Annotated in this window: 16 protein-coding genes; 4 read left to right on the top strand and 12 right to left on the bottom strand. The window is 72.8% G+C overall.

Annotation, left to right across the window (positions count from 1 at the left end; all coding sequences use genetic code 11):
* The first annotated feature begins 111 nt into the window (after window positions 1–111).
* From CFP66_RS02450 to CFP66_RS02440, 3 genes are read left to right on the top strand one after another with little or no spacing between them, the layout of a single operon-like run.
* Window positions 112–1,053, top strand: coding sequence for an ABC transporter permease (locus CFP66_RS02450; RefSeq protein WP_094920086.1), 942 nt, complete (start codon window positions 112–114; stop codon window positions 1,051–1,053).
* The gene (locus CFP66_RS02445) at window positions 1,050–2,000 is read left to right on the top strand and encodes an ABC transporter ATP-binding protein (RefSeq protein ID WP_094920085.1); all 951 of its coding nucleotides are present in this window, start codon (window positions 1,050–1,052) and stop codon (window positions 1,998–2,000) included. Before CFP66_RS02450 ends, CFP66_RS02445 begins: the two co-directional genes overlap by 4 nt.
* Window positions 1,997–2,653 carry an ABC transporter ATP-binding protein gene (locus tag CFP66_RS02440; RefSeq protein ID WP_094921419.1) on the top strand — a complete coding sequence of 219 codons (657 nt, stop codon included), beginning with the start codon at window positions 1,997–1,999 and terminating at the stop codon, window positions 2,651–2,653. Before CFP66_RS02445 ends, CFP66_RS02440 begins: the two co-directional genes overlap by 4 nt.
* 95 nt (window positions 2,654–2,748) lie before the next feature.
* Here the strand turns inward: CFP66_RS02440 and CFP66_RS02435 are convergent, their stop codons facing one another.
* Genes CFP66_RS02435 through CFP66_RS02415 form a run of 5 tightly spaced genes read right to left on the bottom strand, consistent with a single transcriptional unit; the run spans window position 2,749 to window position 7,966 of the window.
* Complete coding sequence (locus tag CFP66_RS02435) at window positions 2,749–3,264, bottom strand: hypothetical protein (protein ID WP_094920084.1); 516 nt, start codon at window positions 3,262–3,264, stop codon at window positions 2,749–2,751.
* Window positions 3,257–4,789 carry a tripartite tricarboxylate transporter permease gene (locus tag CFP66_RS02430; protein ID WP_094920083.1) on the bottom strand — a complete coding sequence of 511 codons (1,533 nt, stop codon included), beginning with the start codon at window positions 4,787–4,789 and terminating at the stop codon, window positions 3,257–3,259. The genes CFP66_RS02435 and CFP66_RS02430 overlap by 8 nt, the downstream gene beginning before the upstream one ends.
* Window positions 4,790–4,798: 9 nt before the next feature.
* Window positions 4,799–5,923 (bottom strand): hypothetical protein, encoded by a 1,125-nt coding sequence (locus CFP66_RS02425; RefSeq protein ID WP_143517080.1) that lies wholly within the window; start codon window positions 5,921–5,923, stop codon window positions 4,799–4,801.
* Between the two features lie 30 nt (window positions 5,924–5,953).
* Window positions 5,954–7,669 carry a hypothetical protein gene (locus CFP66_RS02420; RefSeq protein ID WP_094920081.1) on the bottom strand — a complete coding sequence of 572 codons (1,716 nt, stop codon included), beginning with the start codon at window positions 7,667–7,669 and terminating at the stop codon, window positions 5,954–5,956.
* Window positions 7,670–7,708: 39 nt separating this feature from the next.
* The gene (locus tag CFP66_RS02415) at window positions 7,709–7,966 is read right to left on the bottom strand and encodes a hypothetical protein (protein WP_143517079.1); all 258 of its coding nucleotides are present in this window, start codon (window positions 7,964–7,966) and stop codon (window positions 7,709–7,711) included.
* Window positions 7,967–8,216: 250 nt separating this feature from the next.
* On the opposite strand from CFP66_RS02415, the gene CFP66_RS02410 reads away from it, so the two are divergent.
* Entirely contained in the window at window positions 8,217–8,810 is a 594-nt protein-coding gene (locus CFP66_RS02410; protein WP_094920079.1) for a hypothetical protein, read from the top strand.
* Between the two features lie 11 nt (window positions 8,811–8,821).
* Here CFP66_RS02410 and CFP66_RS02405 read toward each other — a convergent pair whose 3' ends face one another.
* The 7 genes from CFP66_RS02405 to CFP66_RS02375 all read right to left on the bottom strand — a co-directional run bounded on the left by CFP66_RS02405 (window position 8,822) and on the right by CFP66_RS02375 (window position 15,081).
* Window positions 8,822–9,103: a YggT family protein gene (locus CFP66_RS02405; protein WP_094920078.1), complete on the bottom strand. Its 282-nt coding sequence runs from the start codon at window positions 9,101–9,103 to the stop codon at window positions 8,822–8,824.
* A gap of 84 nt (window positions 9,104–9,187) precedes the next feature.
* Window positions 9,188–10,396, bottom strand: a complete 1,209-nt coding sequence (locus CFP66_RS02400; protein WP_198961212.1) for an RNA polymerase sigma factor — start codon at window positions 10,394–10,396, stop codon at window positions 9,188–9,190.
* An 11-nt stretch (window positions 10,397–10,407) separates the two neighbouring features.
* On the bottom strand, window positions 10,408–10,794 hold the full coding sequence (locus tag CFP66_RS02395) for a YciI family protein (protein ID WP_094920076.1): 387 nt from the start codon (window positions 10,792–10,794) through the stop codon (window positions 10,408–10,410).
* 86 nt (window positions 10,795–10,880) lie between these two features.
* On the bottom strand, window positions 10,881–12,014 hold the full coding sequence (locus tag CFP66_RS02390; protein WP_094920075.1) for an epoxide hydrolase family protein: 1,134 nt from the start codon (window positions 12,012–12,014) through the stop codon (window positions 10,881–10,883).
* A gap of 2 nt (window positions 12,015–12,016) precedes the next feature.
* A complete protein-coding gene (locus tag CFP66_RS02385) occupies window positions 12,017–12,775 on the bottom strand; it encodes an SDR family NAD(P)-dependent oxidoreductase (protein ID WP_094920074.1) in 759 nt (252 codons plus the stop codon).
* A gap of 9 nt (window positions 12,776–12,784) precedes the next feature.
* Window positions 12,785–13,786, bottom strand: coding sequence for an acetamidase/formamidase family protein (locus CFP66_RS02380; RefSeq protein WP_094920073.1), 1,002 nt, complete (start codon window positions 13,784–13,786; stop codon window positions 12,785–12,787).
* 104 nt (window positions 13,787–13,890) lie between these two features.
* Complete coding sequence (locus tag CFP66_RS02375; RefSeq protein WP_094921417.1) at window positions 13,891–15,081, bottom strand: cytochrome P450; 1,191 nt, start codon at window positions 15,079–15,081, stop codon at window positions 13,891–13,893.
* Window positions 15,082–15,267 lie beyond the last annotated feature (186 nt).

The raw sequence follows: 15,267 nt of genomic DNA, 5'->3' as shown, positions 1-15,267 counted from the left end.
CCGCCCGCGAGTCGGGGTCTGGGCGCACGCGTGTCGCGCTCTGCCTCCCCGCGAGTCGGGGTCTGGGTGTACATGTGTCGCACTCTGGGGTGCGCCCGGCGAGGGAGTGCGATGAGTGCTGAGGTCGATCTCGGGCGACCGCGCACCGCGGGGCAGCCGGAGGACGCCGAGCCGCAGTGGCGTTCGGCGGCACGGCCGCGCGCGGGAACGCCGCGGGGACGCGCGGCGGGCCGGGCCCGGTCGCGGCTGGCGGCCGGGTGCGGGCTGCTGGTCCTGCTCGCCGCCGCCTCCATGCTCGTGCCCTGGCTGGGCGGGCTGGACCAGCGGCTCGTCGACTACACCGCGGTGCGGCTGCCCCCGTCGCCCACCCACCCGTTCGGCACCGACGCGCAGGGCCGGGACCTGCTGCTGCGCAGCTTCGCGGGCCTGCAGGTGTCGCTGCTGGTGGCCGCGGTGTGCGCAGTGGTCTCGACGGTGCTCGGGGCGCTGTTCGGGGCGGCGTCGGGCGTGCTCGGGGGCTGGCCGGACCGGCTGCTCATGCGCGTCGTCGACACCGTCAACGCCGTGCCGCACCTGCTGCTCGGCATCGTGATCGTGGCGCTCTACCGGGGCTCGGTGCTGGCGGTGATCGCGTCGATCGCCCTCACGCACTGGACGAGCGTGGCGCGGATCGTCCGGTCCGAGGTGCTCTCGCTGCGCGAGCGGCCGTTCGTCGACGCGGCCATCTCCGGCGGCGCCTCGCGGTGGCGGGTGCTGCGCCGGCACCTGCTGCCGGCGATCGTGCCCCAGGCGGCGCTGTCCACGGTGCTGCTGCTCCCGCACGCCGTCTGGCACGAGACGGCCCTGTCGTTCCTCGGCCTCGGCCTCCCGCCGCACCTCGCCTCGATCGGCAACATTTTGGGCGAGGGCCGGGCCGCGGTCCTGCTCGGCTCCTGGTGGATCGTGACCTTCCCCGCGGTGCTGCTGGTCGCCTCGGCGCTGGCGGTGGCCGGTATCGCGGCCTGGTGGCGAGACCGGTCCCTGCCGCGACGCCGATCGGAGCTCGGGCTGTGAGCGGGGCGGCGGAGTTGCGCGTCGAGGGGTTGTCCGTGCGGTTCCGGCTCGGCGCTCGGGGGCGGGCCGGGACCGTGCGGGCGGTCACCAGCGCGAGCTTCACGCTGCGTCCAGGACGGCTGCTCGCGCTGGTGGGGGAGAGCGGGTGCGGCAAGTCCGTGCTGGCCGCGGCGATCACCGGGCTGTTGCCGGCGAACGCGGAGGTGGCCGGGCGGGTGGAGCTCGACGGCCGCGACCTGCTCGACGCGCCGGAGTCCGTGCTGCGCGACCGGGTGCGGGGCCGGCGCATCGGGCTGGTGCCGCAGTCGGCGGCCACCCACCTGACGCCGGTCCGCCGGGTCGGCGCGCAGCTCGCCGAGGCGGTGCGGGCACTGCGGCCCGGGGATCCCGACCCGCGGGCCGTCGTCGGGCGGCTCGCCGAGGACGTCGGGCTGCCGCGCGAGATGCTCGAGCGCTACCCGCACGAGCTGTCCGGCGGCACCGCGCAGCGCGTCGGGTTGGCCGCGGCGCTGGCGGGCGACCCGCCGGTCCTGCTGGCCGACGAGCCGACCGCGGGCCTGGACCGCCCGCTCGTCGACCGGAGCGTGGACCTGCTCGCCGGGATGGCCGAGCGCGGGCACGCGGTCCTGCTCATCACACACGACTTGCGTGCCGCACGGCGCGTGGCCACCGACGTCGCCGTGATGTACGCGAGCCGGCTCGTCGAGGTCGGACCCGCCGACGCCGTGTTCGACGACCCGTGGCACCCCTACACCGCGGGCCTGCTCGGCGCGCTGCCCGACCGCGGCTTCACACCGGTGCCGGGCCATCCCCCGGACCTCACCGCCCTGCCCGCCGGGTGCGGGTTCGGGCAGCGGCGGCCCGACCTGCACTCCTGCGTGCCCGATCCGGCGCTCGTGTGGAGCGGTGCGCGGGCGGTGGCGTGCGCGCCGGTGGGCTCGTCGTGACGCTCGCGGCGCGCGGCGTCGTCGCCGGGTACCGCCGGGGGGTCCGCGTGCTCGACGGCGTCGACCTGACCGTGGAGCAGGGCGCGGTCGTCGGTCTCGCCGGGCCGAGCGGGTGCGGCAAGTCGACGCTCGCGCGGGTGCTGGCGTTGCTGCACGCACCGTGGGCCGGCGCCGTGGAGATCGACGGCGTGCGGGCGCCCGGCGTGCGCTACCGGGCGCCGCGAGAGCTGCGCACGGCCGTCGGGGTGGTGTTCCAGAACCCGCGCCTGGCCGCCGACCCGCGCCTGCCGCTGCGCGAGATCGTCGCCGAACCGCTGCTGGCCACCCGGGGCCGGCGCGACCCCGCCTTGGAGGGCGAGCTGCACGACCGTGTCGGGCTCACGCCCGAGCTGCTCGGCCGCCGGCCCCACGAGGTGAGCGACGGCCAGCTGCAGCGCGCCTGCCTCGCGCGCGCTCTCGTGCTGCGACCGCGCTACCTGATCTGCGACGAGATGACCGCGATGCTCGACGCGTCGACGACCGCCGCGCTGGTCGGCGTGGTCGCGGAACGGGCGCGCGAGGGGGCGGGCGTGCTCGCGGTGTCGCACGACGAGGAGCTGCTCGCGGTGTGGGCCGACCGGGTCGAGCGCCCCTTCGTTGGCGTTCCCGGCTAGTTGCAAGTAGATTGCAAATACCTCTTACTGGTGATCGTTCTGGCAGCTCGACGTCGGTGGGGGAGCGGGCCGGTCACCTCGGTGGCCGGCCCGCGCTATCCGAGCCCGGTCAGGACCGCCGGCGGCATCCTGATCTCCAGCAGGACGATGAGCACGTTGAGGAAGACGCCGAACACGGCGACGGACACCACCACGAAGAGCCACTTCTGCTTGGCCTGGAAGCGGAGCAGCGCGACCAGCCAGACCAGGGCGGCGTAGAAGAACGGGACCACGAGCCCGAGCAGCGGCAGCGCCACCAGCCAGAGCGCCAGGACGAGAGCCCTCGCGCCCACGCTCCCCGCCCCGTCCCTCTCGGTGGCATCGTCGTGGGTGTCGGTGACCGACGCCCCGATGTCGACGATCTCGCCGTCGGTCAGCGAGTGGCCGCCGCGCACGCGCACGACATCGGCGCCGAGGTTGTACCCGGCGGCCAGCGTCCCGCTGAGGGTGATGAAGGCGGGGAACCAGTAGGTCGGGCTGTCGAGGGATCGCAGCGAGATCACCGCCGCGGCGGTGAAGACGGCGAGGAGGATCCCGTCCGCGCCGATCCGAACCGCGCTGGTGCTAACCACGAGAGGACTCCTTGGTGTGTTCCGGCACCGTCTCGACGCGGGCGAACCGCGCGTGGAGCCGGCCGAAGACGCCGGTGAACCCCGCCAGCAACGTGACGAGGATGACCGCGCCGATGACGATGACCGACGGCTCGGTCAGCCAGGTCCACCCGTACCTGCCCACCGAGATCCACAGGTAGTTCTCCGCGCCGGTGCCCAGGACGAACCCGATGAGCAGCGGCGGGCGCGGCCACTTGAGCGCCTGCATCAACCAGGCGAGCAGGCCGATGGCGACGACCGCCACCACGTCGCCCCACCGGACCCCGGCCTGGTAGGCGGCGATGATCATGATCACCAGCAGGAACGGGCCGTACGTGTAGGGCTTCAGGAGGCTGATCCTGCTGAGGGTGCCGGCGAGGGCAGCGCTCGACATGGCCCCGATCGCGTTGGCGAGCACCAGCGTCCAGATGATCACGAAGATCAGGTAGAGGTTCTCGGGCGCGAGCATGCTCGGCCCGGTCGAGATCCCCATGGTGGCGAACCCGCCGAGGAGGATGGCCGCGGTGGCGCTGCCGGGGATCCCGAACATCAGGGTCGGGACGAGGACCCCGCCGTCCTTGGCGTTGTTGGCGGCCTCGGGGGCCATGACGCCGCGGATGTCCCCCTTGCCGAACTGGTCGCGGTCCTTGCGCACGACCTGCTTGGTGGCGCCGTAGGTGATCCAGTCGATGACGCTCCCGCCGATGCCCGGGACGATGCCCAGGACGCTGCCCAGGAGGGAGTTGCCGACGAGCACGCGCTTGTGGCTGAAGGCAGCACGGGCCCCTCGCAGCACGCCACCACGCTGGTGGGCCATCTCCCGGGCCACCGACTGGTTCTGGGTGAGCAGCGACATGATCGACGGGATCGCGAAGAGCCCGATCGCGAGGATGGACAGGTCGAGGCCGTCGTAGAGGTAGAAGATGTCGCCGACGAACCGGTAGTCGCCGGTCATCGACGCGCTGCCGATCGTGGCGAGCAGCATCCCGAGCAGGCCCGACATGAAGGCCGGGCCGACGGCTCCCCGGGCGAGCACCCCCACGAGGCTGAAGCCCAGCAGCGTCAGCATGAACAGCTGCGGGGACCCCATCCCGATGATCAGGGGGCGGGCGAGCGGGATCAGCACGAGCAGGACGACGCCTCCGATGAACCCGCCCACCATGTTGGAGGTGAAGGCCGCGCCGAGCGCGACGTTGGCGAGGCCCTTGCGGGCCATCGGATAGCCGTCGAGCACGGTGGCCTGGGACGCGGCGGTTCCGGGAACGCCCATCAGCACCGAGGGGAACGTGTCGCCGATCGTCGTGGCGGCGTTGAGGCCGATGAGCATGGCGATGCCGCTCGCCGGCTCGAGCCCGACGATGAGCGGGAGCAGCACCGCCATGCCGGTGAGGCCACCCAGCCCCGGGATGAGTCCCAGGACCAGGCCGATGCCGACACCGAGGAACAGCCAGACGAGGTGTTGTGGGCTGACGAGGATCTGCAGCGCGTCGAGAGCGGATTCGATCATCGGTGATCCTCAGGCGCCGGCCCGTGCCATGTACTCCTCGAGCCACGTCACCGACTGCGGAGGGAGGTCGACGATCGACGCCGTGGAGGCCGCGAGCTCGTCCCCGATCTGCGGCGGGGAGTCGACGTGCAGGAGTTGCGTGGCCTCGGCGGTGAAAGCCTCGTCCGCGACGAGCTCGGCCACCGCCTCGCGCAGTGCCGCCCGAGCCTCCTCGGGTGCGTCACCGTGGACCCAGTAGGTCCGCAGCAGGTTCGTCTGCGCGGCGGTGAGGGCCTCGTAGGTCTCCCAGGCGATCCCCTCCGGTTCCTGACCGGTGAGCATCCGGTAGGCCTCGGGCATGGTCGGGAGGTCCGGGAAGGCCGGGTCGCGCACGATCTCGCCGCCGACGACGTACCCCTGGGTCATCAGCGGGACGATCGAGCCGTCCTCCTCGAGCTGCCGGACGTTCTCGATGTAGTGCGAGGACGTCGAGTTGCCGATGCCGAGTTCCCCGCGCAGCACCGCTGCCGTGACGGCGCCACCACCGTCGTAGCCCATGAGCGGCTCGAAGCCGGCCAGGCCCAACTCCTCGAGCGCGAACGTGCGCACCGCCTCGGAGGCGTTGAACTCCAGGCCTCCGTAGAAGACCGGCTCGGTCGAGTTCCGCAGGTCCTCGAGCGACGTGATGCCCGCCGCCGTGCTGCCGAAGATCACCATCGTGCCGCCGAACGCCATCAGGGGCTCGTAGTCGGCCAGGTCGAACTGGATCCCTTCCTCGTCGAACTTGGTGGCGGCGATGAGACCGCCCGAGCTCATCGCCAGGTTCAGGCCGTTGTGCTCGGCGCGCTCGAAGCGGTTGATGCCGTCCTTCTGCGCACCACCGGGAACGTTCTCGACGACGATCTGGGGCCGGCCCTCGATGTGGCTCGACAGGTGGCCGCTCAGCATCCGGCTGTAGACGTCCGAGGCGCCGCCGGCGTCGAACGGGACGATGAGGTTGATCTCCTTGCCCTCGTAGAAGGGCCCCTCCCCACCGGTCTCACCCGCCGACCCGGTGTTGGTCACGCCGCAGCCGCTCAGCAGCAGGGCCGCCGCCGCGGCGATCGCCCAGCCGGTGCTCGTCCTTCGGTCCGGCCCCATTCGATTCGACTCCATCGTCATCCTCGTGTCTCGTCGGCCGTGGGATCAGCTGCTCCGGTCGGCCCACTCCGCTTTCAGGGGCGCCGTGACCGGCGGGAGTGCCGTGGGCATGAACATGTCCTTGCCGCGGGTGGACCCGCAGACCGCGAGCACGTACTGGTCGCGGCTGCGCACGACGGGCAGGGTCCGACGCTCCTGCTCCTGCGCGTCGAGTGCGAACGCCCAGTCCCACTCCGGGAACGTCTTCCCGTCCAGGTGCAGCTTCCGCCACTGCTCGAGGACGCGGGAGAGCGGTTGGTGGCCGTACTCGAACAGCAGGTCCCGCAACTCCTCCTTGCCGATGCCGCCCTCGGCCAGCGCGTCCGCGTGGGGCGGCGCGACGAGCAGCAGGCGGCCGCTCGGCGACTCCTTCGCCTTCTCACCGCCGAAGAGCCCCGAGAAGTAGCCGCCCTGCACGCTGTCGAACGCGCTGATGGAGCGCGCGAGCTGGTGGGGATCCAGGTGCCCCTGGAAGCCGACGTCGGTCTCGCCCAGGGTGACGAAGAGGGTCACGGTGTTCTCGTTCGCCCCGTAGCCGGCGTCGACGTGGAAGGGCGTCCACGGGCTCTCGTCGACGTTCTCGCTGATGACCACCACGTTCTTGCGGACGGAGCCGATGGTGTCCATGTCCAGGACGCCCGGGTACCAGGCGCCGAGGTTCTTGAGCGCGAGGGTCACGGCGCGACCGATCCGCAGGTTCACCTGGTTCTGCGCCCCGGGGCCGATGCACGCGCGCCCGCCGTTGATGCCGAGCTCTCGGGTGATGGGCCCGTTGACCAGCACGAACGGGGCGTGGGCACTCGTCGACATGAGCACGGTGCGCAGCCGCACCTGCTGCTGCGGGTCGTTGAACGCCCGCAGGACGGCCTCGACGACTGCCATCTCCCGCGCCGTGGTGCCGGCCATGGCACAGGCGACGGCGATCTTGCGCGGTGTGACCTGACCGTTGCCGGGCGGCAGGGTGTACAGGACCTCGTCCGGGTCGGCGATGCCGTGGCACAGGGCGTCCACCGCGTCCCGCGTCGCAGGGAGCAGCGGGTACCCGTCGCCCCAGTCGCGGTCCGTGAAGTACTGGTTGAACTGCGCGAACAGGTCGGTGGCGTCGTCGGAGTGGAAGGAGATCACCGGTGGCGCCGGCAGCGCACCGCTCGGCGCGTCCTTCGCGTGGGGCCGGCCCTCGAGGCGGTCGACGATGCCGGGCAGGGCATCGAGCGTCTGCGCGATCGACACCTCCTCCGTGGCGTTGTTGTAGACCCACGGCACCACGACCCGCGCCACGTCGGGGAGGGCGAAGGCCCGGGCGCTCGCCTCGACGTCCTCCTCGAACCCCTTCGACACGACGAGGACCGCCGGGACGCCTGCGCGCTCCATCGCGATGATGTCGTGGGTCATCCAGGAGCTGCAGGATCCGCAGTCGGCCGTGCACCCCACGACCGCGGAGCACTCCCGCGCCACCTGTTCGAGGAGGGTCCGGTCGCACGGGATCGAGCCGCTGTAGAACCGCGTCCGCAGGCCGTCGAACTGCGACTCCAGCGCCGCGCCCAGTGCCCGTAGCGCGACGTCACCGTTGGGCTTGCCGTTCCAGAGCAGGCCCACCGTCTGCCCGGCGAGGCCGGAAGGACGCGGAGCCAGCCCGGCGGCCTCCGTCCCGTAGCCGTCCGCGGTCGGGTTCAGCACCTCCAACCGGTGCTTCCCCTCGCCTGCATCGGACGCAATCGTCATGGGAACCGATCTCCTCGACGTCGAAGGACGGGGCAGGGGTCAACCCGCGGGGGACTGGATGTGCAGTGCGGTGAGCTCTACGCCCTGGGCCCGGACGGCCTCCTCCAGGAACGCCCGCACCATGGGCTCGTCGATCGTGCAGGCGACGCAGTCCTCGCTCGCGGCCTGACCGAACGTGACGACCAGCTCGCCCGTCGTCGCGTCGAAGGTCCGCAGGTCCAGAACCCCACCGTCCCTCCGGACGATCTGGGCGATGTTGTCCACGGCGCGATGGACCTCGGCGCTCACGTGTTCCATGACCGGTACCCCTTCCCGCTCCCCGACGACCGAGGGGACGTCGAGGGTCAGAGGCTGATTGGCTGAGTCTCTCGCCCAGCCGGAGCGGGGAACAACCGTCGGACGTCCCGGAGCAGGCCCCTCGTTTGTCTCGTGCCGGGCACGGCGAGCCCGTCGGTCGGCCACGATCCGGTGTTGCTGGCCATCGGCCGGCAGAGGCGGTAGGCAGGTATCACCGACCCGAGCCCGGCGACGTGAGAAGGAGCAGCGAGTGGAGCACGCCTTCGTCTACAACGAGGTCGCCGTTCTCGTACGGCACTGGTTCGAGATCGACCTCTCGGACAGCCACCTGGAGCACGGCGCGCGCATCGAGGTCCGCCAGGTGGCCCCCCAGCCGCGGCGCGGTTCCGAATCGGCGGCCCAGAAGGTCGTGGTCGATCAGCCGATGTGGCGGGCGGACCTGTTCGACCGTCTCGACGGCACGCCGGGAGCGTTCGACGCAGCCCACTTCCACCCGTACTTCGTGGGCGTCGAGCCCTGCGACCGTCACTGGGACGACGCGGTCACCACCACTCCGTGGGAGTGGTTGAGGACCCGGCTGACCGACGTCGCGGGCATCGCCGCCGCCGCGGGGGTGCAGCTACGCGATCCGGCCACCGCGAACGAGGAGGTCGGTGCCGATGCGGAGGCGATCGTCGACGCGGCGCGCAACCGTGCGCCGACGCTCTGCGGATCCGCGCAGCGCTGCCACGCCTGGACCCGGGACGCCGAGGCCGCGGTGCACTCCATGCTCGGCAGCCTGGCGCGGCCCGACCTCCTCGACCGGGACAGGGTGTCGCCCTGGCTCCCGGCCGGCGTGGCCTGACCCGGGACGGCTCAGAACGAGAGGAACACGAGGCGCAGCAGCACCGTCGCGACGAACACCACGATGAACGCCATGTCGATCCCCACCGACCCGGCGCGGATCGGCGGCAGGATCCGGCGGACCGGGGCCAGCACCGGTTCGGTGGCCGCGTGCGTGACCCGCTGGGCGGTGCGGCGCCATTCGGGCTCCGGGCTCGAGGACAGCGCTGCGATCCAGTCGACCACCGCCCGCGCCACCAGCACGATCTGGAAGAGCAGCAGCAACGTGGCGAGCACAGATCCGACCGCGGACATCCGGTCCCCTTCCGCCCCGCCGGGCCGGTGCCGGGGGACGAACCGACAACGTCGGGCGGGGTCGCGAAGTGCCCGGCGCGGCTCTCACCTCGCCGTGCGCCGTGCGGTGAGGTGGGCCCGCTCGGCGGGGTCGTGGGTGAGCGAGATGGCCTTGTCCAGCGCGGCGCGCGCCTCGGCGACGCGGCCGAGCCGCTCGAGGAGGTGCGCGCGGGTGGCCCAGGCGGGTTGGAACCGCGCGGTCCGGTCGGTGATCCGGTCGAGGAGCGCGAGGCCCGCTTCCGGCCCGTCGGTCTCCGCCGTCACCGCGGCCAGCGCCGTGGCGCTGCCCAGCCCCGGCGCGAGGCCGTGCAGGGCCTCGTACAGGTCCCGCAGCGACACCCAGTCGATCGCTCCCGACTCCCGGCGTGCGCAGTGCACGGCCTGGATCGCCGCCTCCAGCTGGAACCGGCCGAGCTCGCGCAGCCCGTGGGCCTGGCGCAGGTGCTCGCGGCCCCGGCGGATCAGCTCCCCGTCCCAGCGCGCGGTGTCCTGCTCGGGCAGGGGGACGAATCGCCCGTCCGCGTCGAGACGGGCGGGGTGGCGGGCCAGGGAGAGGCAGATCAGGCCCGCCAGGCCGTGGGCCTCGGCATCGCTGGGGGCGAGGTGCGCGAGCGTCTCGGCCAGGTGCAGCGCCTCGCCGGCCAGCGCCGGTCGCAGCTCGGTGCCCGTGGTGTGCCAGTCGATCGCGTAGGCGCCGTAGACCGCCTCGAGCACGGCGTCCATGCGCTCCGGGAGGACGTGCACGTCGGGGACCTGGAAGGGGATCCGCGCGTCCTTGATGCGGCGCTTCGCCCGGACCAGCCGCGCCGCCAGCGTCGGGGCGGGCAGGGCGAACGCACGGGCGATCTGCTCGCCGGTGCAGCCGAGCACCGTGTTGAGCATGAGCGGCGTGCGCACGGTCTTGTCGATCCCTGGGTGCGCGCAGACCAGCATCAGCTCGAGCCGCCGGTCCGGAACCGCGTCGAGGTCGAGCGCGTCGAGGTGCGCGGGGTCGTGCCAATCGGGGTCCCACGCCACGGTGCGGCGGGTGTCGGCGGACTTCCAGCGATCGCGCATCCGGTTGCGGGCCACGGTCAGCAGCCAGGCGTCCGGGTTGTGGGGCACCCCGTCGACAGGCCATGCCGTGAGGGCGCGCTCGAAGGCGTCCGCGAGCGCGTCCTCGGCCGCGGCGATGTCCCCGTTGCCCGCCGCGAGCAGTGCGACCAGCCGCCCGTAGGAGGTCCGGGCAGCCTGCGCCGCCCGGACCTGCGCCACGTCGGTCATTCTCAGCCGGCCGTGCAGCCTGCCGTCCAGACGCCGTCGCGCAAGGACGTGGCCGCCCCGCGGACCTCCACCACCCCCCACTGCGCCGCGGGGCACTTCTCCGCCCACCCGATCGCGGCGTCCCGATCCGGGACGTCGATCACGAAGATCCCGGCGAGGGCCTCCTTGGTCTCGGCGAACGGGCCGTCCTGCACCTGGAGGCTGCCGGTGCGCAGCGTCACCGTGGTCGAGCCCGACGTCGGCTCCAGCACCTCGGCGCCGATGAGCACGCCGGCCGACGCCAGGGCCTTGCCGTAGGCGTCGAACGCGGCCTGGCCCGCGGCGATCATCTCCTGCGACAGCTCGCCGTCGGCGGGCTCGGCGTAGTGGAGCAGCAGCGTGTAGCGCATGGGAATCTCCTCGGTCCTGCGCAGTGTCCGCCCTTTGCGGTGCGCACCGCCATGACGATCCGGCGCGGACGGTTTCGACAGCCGGGTCAGCGGAGTTTGCGGAAGAACGTGCGCAGCTCGTCGACGAAGACGTCCGGCTGCTCCATCGCGGCGAAGTGGCCGCCGACCGCGGGCTCGCTCCAGTGCCGCAGGTCGGTGTAGCGCCGTTCGATCCAGTGCCGGGGCAGCCGGATCAGCTCCTGGGGGAAGAGCGTGACGCCGGTGGGCACGGGCACCTCGTCCATCCGCCTGCGCTTGTAGCTCTCCCAGTACAGCCGGGCCGACGAGGCACCGGCACCGGGCAGCCAGTAGAGCATGACGTTGTCCAGCAGGCGGTCGCGCGAGATCACGTTCTCCGGGTGGCCGGCGCAGTCGGTCCAGTCCCAGAACTTCTCCACGACCCACATGCACTGCCCCGACGGCGAGTCCGCCAGCCCGTAGCCGAGCGTCTGTGGCCGGGTGGACTGCTCGCTGGAGTACCCGGTGCCGACCTTCTGGAAGGTCTTGCGGCTGGCCAGCGCTTCCTGCTCGGCAGGAGTGAGCGGGCTGCCCTCGCCCTCGGGCGGCGGCGCGGCCATCGGCATCGTCAGGTGGATCCCCACCAGGTTCTCCGGGGCGCCCGTGCCCAGCGCCGAAGTGATCATCGCGCCCCAGTCGCCACCCTGGGCGGCGTAGCGGTCGTAGCCGAGGCGGTCCATCAGCTGCGCCCACGCGGTGGCGATCCGCTCCACCCCCCACCCCGGCACGGTCGGCTTGCCGCTGAAGCCGTAGCCCGGCAGCGAGGGGATCACCAGGTGGAACGCGTCCCGCGGGTCCGGCGGGTCGGTGAGCGCGTCGATCACACCGAGGAACTCGACGATCGAACCCGGCCAGCCGTGGGTGAGCAGCAGCGGCAGCGCTCGCTCGTGCCGGGACCGGACGTGCAGCAGGTGGACCTCGACGCTGTCGTCGCCGCCGCCGTCGAGCCCGGTGCGGAACTGCGGCAGCGCGTTGAGCTCGGCCTCGCAGCGGCGCCAGTCGTACCGGCGGGCCCAGTGGTCGCAGAGCTCGCGGGCGTACTCCAGCGGCACGCCCTGGTTCCACCCCGACGCCGTCTCGGCGTCCGGCCAGCGCGTGCGGGCGAGGCGGTCGCGCAGGTCGTCCAGGTCGGACTCGGGGACGTCGATCCGGAACTCGCGCATATCTAGAGCTGAACTCCCCGGGTGAGGGCACCGTCGACGACGAGGTTGGTGCCGGTGATGAACGATGCCCGCGGGCTCGCGAGCATGGTGACGGCGTAGGCGACCTCCTCGTCGGTGCACATGCGTCCGGTGGGGTTGAGCGCCAGCGCCTCGGCGAAGAAGTCCGGGTTGTCGCGCTCGACGCTCTGCCAGATGCCGCCCTCGAAGTAGACGTTGCCGGGGGAGACGGCGTTGGCGCGCACCCGGCCGGCGTGCTGGAACGCGAGGCCGGAGACGTAGTGCACGATCGCGGCCTTCATGCTGCCGTACGGCCCGTGGAAGGCGTCGACCTCGCGCCCTGAGACGCTCGAGACCGCCACGATGCTGCCCTGCCCGCTGCGTTCCAGGTGCGGCAGCGCCGCGTCCACCAGCCGCACGGTGTGCATGAGGTCGATGTCGAAGGCCGCCTTCCAGCTGGCCTCGTCGCGGCCGACGGCGAGCGCGCTCACGTTGGCGACGACGACGTCGATCCCGCCGAAGCGTTCCGCGCTCGCAGCCACCCAGCCCGCGAGCGCGTCGGCGTCGGCGACGTCCACGGCCGTGCCCGCGACGTCGTGCCCCGCCGCGCGCAGCTCACCCTCCGCGGCGTCGACCTCGCCCGCGGTCCGGGCGCAGAACGCCACGCGCGCGCCCTCGCCCACCAGCGCGTCGACGACCGCGCGCCCGATCCCCTTCGTTCCGCCGGTGACCAACGCCGTCCGGCCGGCGAGCTGCAGGTCCATGACTGCTCCTCAGATCAGGGTGGCCGCCTGCTCGCGCAGGTGGCGGTGCATGCCGCCGAAGGCGTCGGCGGAGGGCAACAGTGACTTCTCGACCAGTGTCACCGCGCTGTAGTTCGTGTCGCAGACGTTGGCCAGCGGGGAGCGGCTGACCTGGGTGAGCAGCTGGTAGGCGTCGAGCGGGTCCAGACCGTACAGCTCGCCGAGCCAGGCGATCATGCCGACCTGGCTCGCCCGCCACGCGTCCTCCAGCGGGCGCGCCGAGCCGACCACGGCGTAGTGGTCGTCGTGCTCCAGGCGCGGCCACGCGGGAGCCCCGCCCTTGACCAGCTCCACGACCAGCGTGACGTCCATGGCGCCCTCGACGGCGGTGCCGCAGCTCTCGCCCTCGCCCTGGCGGTAGTGCCCGTCACCCACCGAGAACAGCGCGCCCTCGACGTTGACGCCCAGGAAGCAGGTGGTGCCGGCCCGCATCTCCGGGGTGTCCATGTTGCCGCCGAACGTGTCGGGCACCAGGCTGGAACGCACCTCGCGGCCGGGCGGCGCGACCCCGACGGTGCCCAGCATCGGTGCGAGCGGCAGATCCAGTGACAGCTGCGAGCGCTGCGCCTCGAACCGGACGGTGCCCCGCGCGCGGTCCAGCTCGTAGATCCACGTCTGCTCCGGCAGCGGCTCGTTGAGCAGCGCCGTGCGGTCGGTGCCGGTGAGCGCGCCGAAGAACGGGATCGTGGTGGACGCCGCCCAGTCCCGCGCCGGGGTGAGGTCGACGATGTGCAGGGCGAGCGTGTCGCCCGGCTCGGCGCCCTCCACGAAGAACGGCCCCGTCTGCGGGTTCACCTCGGCCATGTTCAGCACCTGCGACGGCTTGTCGCTCACACGCTGCAGCCGCCCGGAGAACGCGTCCTCCGTCCAGAGCTTCAGCACGGTGCCGGGGCGGATCCGGTGCGTCGGGGCGACGCCGCCGAACGTCCACGCGTACTGGTCGGGTCGCGGGCGGAACTCGAGGACGTCCACCCGGAGATCGTCTGCCCCGCGGGGGCGCGCCGCAAGAGCGACGGGCCCGTTGCAGCAAAGCCACTTCCATGCAGCGAGGTGGCGTGGAAGTGGCTCTGCTGCAATCAGGCGGGCCCCGGGACCAGCCGGAGGGGGAGGGTCTCCAGGCCGCGCAGGGTGTTGTTCAGCATCCGTCGGGGCTCGCCCGCCGGTTCGATCCTTGCCACGTGGCGCGCCAGCGCCGTCAGGACCGCCTCGCCCTCCAGCCGCGCCATCGCCATGCCGACGCAGGCGTGGATGCCGAAGCCGAACCCGACGTGGCCGGTGGCGCGCCGGGTGACGTCGAAGGCGTCCGGGTCGCTCCACTGCCGGGGGTCGCGGCCCGCGGCGCCGAGGAACAGCAGCACCTTCTCGCCCCCGCCGATCTCGACGCCGTCCAGCGCGACCGGGCGCGTCGTCGTGCGGAAGAAGGTCTGCACCGGCGCCTCGTAGCGCAGCACCTCCTCGAACGCGGCGCGCGCCAGCCCGGGGTCGGCGCGCAGGAGGGTGTACTGGTCGGGGTGACGCGCGAGGCACCAGAGCGCGTTGCCGAGGCCGTGCACGGTGGTGTCGACGCCCGCGGACAGGAACGAGCGCACGAGCATCGCCGCGTCGTCGGGGGAGAAGCCCTCGGCCGCCGCGCGGGCGTGGATCTGCGCGCCCATCCCGCCGGGGCGCAGGTTCTCCTCCCGGCACTGCTGGTCGACCCACTCCCGGGTCGGGCCCGCGCCGGCCACGGCGTTCTCGAAGAGCTCGTTGCGCGGGCCGAAGGTGTTGAACACCATCCGCGCGTACTGCAGGAGGTGCTCCCGGCCGTCCTCGGGCACGCCGACCGCGTCGGAGAACACCCGCAGCGGGTAGACCAGGGCGAGCTCGGCCATCGCGTCGAACGGCGCGCCGTGCGCGAGCCGGGCGACCAGCTCGTCGGCCGCGGCCGTGAAGGCCTCGGTCAGTCGCCGCATCGCCGCGGCGGACAGCACGCCCGCGACGACCCGCCGCGCCCGCGTGTGCTCCGGCGGGTCGGCCTCGAGCAGCAGCGACGGCGGCCGCCACGGCTGCTCCTTGCGGAAGTCGGAGATCCCCACACCCGCCGACGAGCAGAACGCCTCCGGGTCGTGCAGGGCGGCGCGGACCGGGGCGTGGCGGGCGCTGGCGTGGATGCCGTAGCGCTCCAGGTGCACCACCGGCCCGGCCTCGCGCAGCAGCTCGTGGGCCGGGTAGGGGTCGGCGAGGAACTCGGGCGAGAACGGGTCGACGTCCGGCAGCACTGCCGTCATGGGGCCTCCCTCGACGCGGGTGGACCCAGCATGCCGCCGCGCGAGCGAGTCCGGCGGCCCGTCTTCCGACGAGCGGAAGCCGGCCGGGTCGATCGGAGGAGCGGCCACACGGACGCCGTGCCCATCCGCCACGACCACCGCGTGATCGTCAGTTGGGTGCAGGGACGGCAGCATCTCGCCAGGAAC

It is taken from the genome of Pseudonocardia sp. MH-G8 (genome assembly GCF_002262885.1).
Lineage (GTDB): Bacteria > Actinomycetota > Actinomycetes > Mycobacteriales > Pseudonocardiaceae > Pseudonocardia.
Note: the sequence above shows the minus strand (reverse complement) of the source record. Positions and strands in the feature narration are given on the sequence as shown.